The 5,589-nt window shown below is 57.9% G+C and carries 5 protein-coding genes and 1 tRNA gene; 5 read left to right on the plus strand and 1 reads right to left on the minus strand.

The genetic code is table 11. The features are described from left to right. Positions 1–424 precede the first annotated feature (424 nt). The 4 genes from NW843_RS12940 (at position 425) to NW843_RS12955 (ending at position 3,832) form a co-directional block, all read left to right on the plus strand. On the plus strand, positions 425–1,507 hold the full coding sequence (locus NW843_RS12940) for an NYN domain-containing protein (protein ID WP_414418347.1): 1,083 nt from the start codon (positions 425–427) through the stop codon (positions 1,505–1,507). 410 nt (positions 1,508–1,917) lie between these two features. Continuing rightward, positions 1,918–2,535, plus strand: coding sequence for an HD domain-containing protein (locus NW843_RS12945; RefSeq protein WP_414523147.1), 618 nt, complete (start codon positions 1,918–1,920; stop codon positions 2,533–2,535). A gap of 70 nt (positions 2,536–2,605) precedes the next feature. Continuing rightward, positions 2,606–3,043 (plus strand): peroxiredoxin, encoded by a 438-nt coding sequence (locus NW843_RS12950; protein WP_011432689.1) that lies wholly within the window; start codon positions 2,606–2,608, stop codon positions 3,041–3,043. Positions 3,044–3,091: 48 nt separating this feature from the next. Continuing rightward, the gene (locus NW843_RS12955; protein WP_414373992.1) at positions 3,092–3,832 is read left to right on the plus strand and encodes a D-alanyl-D-alanine carboxypeptidase family protein; all 741 of its coding nucleotides are present in this window, start codon (positions 3,092–3,094) and stop codon (positions 3,830–3,832) included. 49 nt (positions 3,833–3,881) lie between these two features. Here the strand turns inward: NW843_RS12955 and NW843_RS12960 are convergent. After that, positions 3,882–3,953, minus strand: a tRNA-Gly gene (locus tag NW843_RS12960). Positions 3,954–4,105: 152 nt separating this feature from the next. On the opposite strand from NW843_RS12960, the gene zds reads away from it, so the two are divergent. Continuing rightward, entirely contained in the window at positions 4,106–5,545 is a 1,440-nt protein-coding gene (gene zds, locus NW843_RS12965) for a 9,9'-di-cis-zeta-carotene desaturase (protein ID WP_414523148.1), read from the plus strand. Positions 5,546–5,589 lie beyond the last annotated feature (44 nt).

Raw genomic sequence — 5,589 nt, forward strand, 5'->3', positions numbered from 1 at the left:
CCTACGGGTACAGTGCGGGGCTCCTGCGATTTCTAGCTGACCCTGCTCCGTTCAATGGTTTTACGGCCCATACCGTCAGCCAATAGCTTGGACGTTGAATCCAGGTTGAGCGGGCCACGGGGCCTGTCGGTCAAGAGGAACAAGTTTGAGCCTGCTTTCGATAACTGACTCGATATCTGATCCGTTTGCTCAACAAGGGAAATACGTTTGTCCAGCGATTGGAAGATTCCCCTTCCAATAGCAGGCATACTGCAGTTGCTGAATTGCTCCTCTTCGATGCCTCTGGGAGTTCTGGGCATCTCGATCTTCGAGAGGGATCCCTGAGGTGGCCCATGTGAGTGAGGTAAAATCCTGGCAACCGAGCAGATCGATAACCCAAACTGAGGAGAGCTGACTATGAGGAGAGCTGACTATGAGTATGAGTATGAATAGGGCTTCTGCCTTCCCCTTAACCTGGCTGTGGACGGGATCCCTGGCCCTGGGGGTGACGGCCCTGGTGACCCGCCAAGTGATCTGGGGGCTCTTACCTTTGGCAGCAGCCTACCCTGCCATCCGCCGCCGCGAAGAACAGCTTGGCCAAGTTCTGGAACAGACCTGGACACAGCAGCAACAGACAGCAACCCAACTGGAGACCCTGCAAGCGCGTTTCGAGGTGCTGGACGCTCGGCTCACTGCTGAACCGTCCCTTCTGCAGCAGACCTTGGCTTCCCCGGCTGAAGCCATTCAAGAGCTCGAGCAGAAAGTAAAGGTTTTGGAGCCCATCTGGGTACAGCAGCAGCAGACGGCGGCCCAACTGGAAACATTACAAGGGCGGATCGACGCCCTCGAAGCTCGGCCCACGTCTCATCTGTCCGTGCGGCAACAGCTGGCCCCCATCACCCAGGCCATCCAGCACATCCAGCAGCGGTTAAAAGCCGTGGAGCTGCGGTTGAATGCTCTGCCGGTATCCCAGCCCCAAGTGACTTTGGAGCAACTGGAGTTGGTGCAGGCGCAACTCCAACACCTGCAGCAGCTGGTGGCATCCCAGCCGAACCCTGCTTTTCCCCGCAAAGCCCTGGGGGTGTTCATCGACGCGGCCAATCTCCACGCCAGCGCCCAGCAGTGGGGATCCCATCTCGACTATCCCAGTCTGCTCAGCTGGCTGGCCCAGGGCAGATCCGAGATGGAAGTGCATATTTACACTGGGGTAGATCACCACAACCAAGCTCAGCATCGCTTTCTGCAGGAGTTGAGAAGGCAGGGCTATCGGGTGGTCACCAAGCCGGTGGTGATCCACGCCGACGGCAGCCGCAAAGCCAACCTGGATGGGGAGCTGATTGTGGATATGATGGCGATGTGCTCCCGCTACGAGACGGTGCTGCTGCTGAGCGGGGATGGAGATTTTGTGCCGGCCCTCAAGTACATCCGCCGCCAAGGCTGCCGGCTGGAGGTAGCCGCCTACAGGCCGAATACAAACTCGGAGCTAATTCGGATAGCCGATCGGTTCGTCGATTTGTGCGCTTGGTAGGGGACAGGAACGCTGGTGCCGCTACCTGCAAAACAGACTCCGGCCACCGACTAAACCTTTGCAATCTCAGCGCCTGAACCTCGCTTGGATCAACCTTGTCCAAAAATTGGCATTCTCCCTGCCCTAAAAGGCAAGGATTCTTTCCCAGGCCACAGGATAATTCCTACTTCTTGGGCTACACCACCCTTGCGAGTGGTGGGGGATGCCATAACCCCGACTACTGGGATGAACTCCCAGATACTTTTCCTGCTGACATTGCTCTTGCTAACACTGCGCCATACTCAAGTTGGCGGAGTTCAACCAACAGCGTAGCACGAAGCCGCCCTTGCCGCGTCAGCGGGCTGTAGGCCTTAGGGCAGGGCTTGCAACCCAGTTTTCTTGGTCAACTTAACCCCAATCGGAGAATCCAGATGTCAACGCAACTCACACAGCGGTTTGTGCAGGCAATGCACTATGCCCATCGCTGGCATGCTTCTCAGACCCGCAAGGGAACCGGGATCCCTTACCTCAGCCATCTGTTGGCCGTAGCAGCCATCGCCCTGGAGCATGGGGCGGATGAAGATGAAGCGATTGCCGCTCTGCTCCACGACAGCCTAGAGGACGGCCCCCACAACACAGGCGAGCCCCGGGCCCAGATTGAGCAACAGATCCGGGAGCACTTTGGAGAACGGGTGCTGCAGATCATCCTGGGATGTACGGATACCGAAAGCGATGGCTCCCGAGGCGAGCCCAAAGAAAACTGGAAAGAGCGCAAAACCGCCTACCTGAAGCACCTGGAAACGGCAAATGCCTCGGTTTTGTTGGTGGCCGCCTCTGACAAGCTGCACAACGCCCGCTGCATCTTGCGGGATTTTCGCCAACTGGGGGATAAACTCTGGCAGCGGTTTTCCGCCGGAAAAGAGGGATCCCTGTGGTACTATCGATCGTTGGCAGAGATTCTGGGGCGACGGCTGCCCGGCAATCTATCGGCGGAGCTTCAAGAGCTGGTGGCTGAGTTGCAATGCCAAGCTGGAGCGGTAATGCCTTGACAGAGACAAGCAGGGCTGAAGAAAATGCTGAGGGCAGCCCTATTCATCACACTTTTTGGGTCACGCACCTATGGTTCTCGCTGTTGGCACCCCTGCTCCTGGGTTCAACACCACTGACACCCAAGGCAACCAGGTTTCGCTGGCTGATTTTGCCGGCAAAACCGTTGTCCTCTATTTTTACCCCAAAGACGACACCCCCGGCTGTACCAAGGAAGCCTGTGGATTCCGCGACGCCTACGCCGACTACCAAAGCAAGGACGTGGTGGTGCTGGGGGTGAGCATGGACGACCAAGCTTCTCACCAAAAGTTCACCGAAAAGTACAACTTGCCTTTCCCCCTACTGGTGGATAGCAGTGGGGTGATTACCCGCGCCTACGATGTGGATGGGGGCGGCTATGCCAAGCGGGTGACCTACGTCATTGATGGCGAGGGCAAAATTGCCAAGGTCTACCAGAACATCAATACCGAAACCCATGCCCGCGATATTTTGGCGGATTTGGGTTTGTAGAAACGCTGCCTCTTTTCAGTACTCCTCGCTAGATCCCGGCCTTTGCGCATGAACGACGACATTCCGGTCGCCCGTCGCCAGTCCACTCCGGCGAAAAAGGCGCAAAGTTCGGTGCCTGCCCTGAGGTCCCGTCTAGTCTTGGGCCTGGTGCTGGTTGGGCTAGTGCTCCTGGCGGGTTGGGGGATAGAGAAGTTACCGGGATCCCAGCAGGCGGCGGATCCCCAAGTTCTGGAAGAAACCGGTCAGCCCCCTCTGCCGCAGCCAACTGTGCAGAATGGGCGAGCTTCCTTGCTGGGGCACTATGCCTATTCCGAAGCCCCTGCAGACAGCTTGCGGGTGGTGGGCCACTACCACGGTCGTGAGGTGCGCCTACGCCAGGCGGCTGCTGAAAGTTACCTTCGCATGAGCGAAGCAGCTCAAGCTGCCGGGATCCGCCTTGTCCCCATTTCCGGGTTTCGCTCCATTGCGGATCAGGAATTCTTGTTTTTTCAATTGGCTCAATCCCGAGCCTTGCGACCCGAGGAACGAGCTGCTGTCAGTGCTCCCCCTGGCTACAGCGAGCACCACACTGGCTATGCCATCGACCTTGGGGATGCCGGGTTTCCGCAGTGGGATACCCAAGAAGCCTTTGAGACCACCCCGGCCTTCCAGTGGCTGCAGAGCAACGCGGCCCGCTTTGGCTTTGAGCTGTCTTTCCCCAGAAACAACCCTCAGGGGGTGAATTACGAACCCTGGCACTGGCGCTTTGTGGGCGACCGCCATAGCCTAGAGACCTTTTACAAGCGCTAGCCAACTCCCTTCTTCTGAGGGGAGGGGGGCTGGGGGTGAGGGCCCAAAGAGCGGATGACGCGATTCGAACGCGCGACCGTCTCGTTGGCAACGAGAAGCTCTACCACTGAGCTACATCCGCGTCGGGAAATTTATGATGGCAAGTTTTGCGGTGGTTTGTCAAGTCAGGGATCCCCGGCGCATTTTGTTCCAGAATGAGAGAAGTTCATCTTTCTTTGCAGTTGCGCAAAGTCTGGGCGGGATCCCGGGCAGCGCCTGTTTGAGGGTATCGCTATGCGGGTAGCCATTATTGGGGCCGGATTGGCCGGGTTGGTGACGGCAGTCGATTTGGTTGAAGCAGGACACGAGGTGCAGATCTACGAGGCGCGGCCTTTTGTCGGCGGCAAGGTGGGATCCTGGCAGGATGCCGATGGCAACCACATCGAGATGGGGCTGCACGTTTTTTTCTGCAACTACAGCAATTTGTTTGCCCTGATGAAGAAGGTGGGAGCCTACGAGAACCTGCTGCCCAAGCAGCACACCCACATCTTTGTCAACCGCGGCGGGCAGACGGCCAGTCTGGATTTTCGCTTTCCCCTGGGGGCGCCTTTCAACGGCCTCAAAGCTTTTTTCACCACCGAGCAACTCTCTTGGGCGGACAAGCTGCGCAATGCTCTGGCGCTGGGCACCAGCCCTCTGATTCGCGGCTTGCTGGACTATGAAGGGGCAATGCGGCAAATTCGCGCCTTGGATCGGATGAGCTTTGCCGATTGGTTTCGGCGGCATGGGGGATCCGAGGGTAGCCTGAAGCGGATGTGGAACCCGATTGCCTATGCCTTGGGCTTTATCGATACAGAGCAGATTTCTGCCCGCTGTATGCTGACGATCTTTCAGATGTTTGCCAGCAAAACAGAGGCCTCCAAGCTCAATTTCCTCAAGGGATCCCCGGACACCTATCTCACTCAGCCTATCGTCCGCTACATCCAAGCCCGTGGGGGCCAGATCCACACCCGCAGAGGGGTCAGCCGCATTGAAGTGAACGACTCTCCTCCCTACGCGGTGACCGGCTTGCTCTTGGCCAATGGAGAGCGGGTGGAGGCAGATGTGTATGTGTGTGCAACGGCAGTGGAAGGGGCCAAGCGGCTGATCCCGGAAGTATGGCGGCAGTGGCCACAATTCGACAACCTCTACAAGCTGGAATCCGTACCGGTGGCCACGGTGCAGTTGCGCTTCGATGGCTGGGTGACGGAGCTGAACCCCCAAGGCCAGGCCAAACGAGCCAGCCAACACCCAGAGGCTCTGGGTATCGACAATCTCCTCTACACCGCCGATGCCGATTTTTCCTGCTTTGCCGATCTGGCCCTCACCAGCCCCGCCGACTACTACAAGCCGGGCCAGGGATCCCTGCTACAATGCGTGCTCACGCCGGGGGATCCCTTCATTTCCATGCCCAACGAGCAAATTGCCCAGCACGTGTTGCACCAAGTCCACGAGCTGTTTCCTTCATCCCGGCAACTGAACATGACCTGGTACAGCGTGGTGAAACTGGCCCACTCCCTCTATCGAGAAGCGCCGGGCATGGATCCCTATCGCCCACAGCAAAAGACCCCAGTACCCAACTTCTTTTTTGCCGGCAGCTACACCGCCCAAGACTACATCGACAGCATGGAAGGGGCCACCCTCTCCGGCCACCTGGCTGCTCAGGCCATTCTGGCTGCCCACAGGGATCCCTGATAGGAGCATGACTCTAGTCAATAATAAGCTCAACTATACTGAAA

Source organism: Synechococcus sp. R5-12, assembly GCF_047502655.1.
In the GTDB taxonomy this organism is placed as follows: Bacteria; Cyanobacteriota; Cyanobacteriia; order Thermostichales; family Thermostichaceae; genus Thermostichus.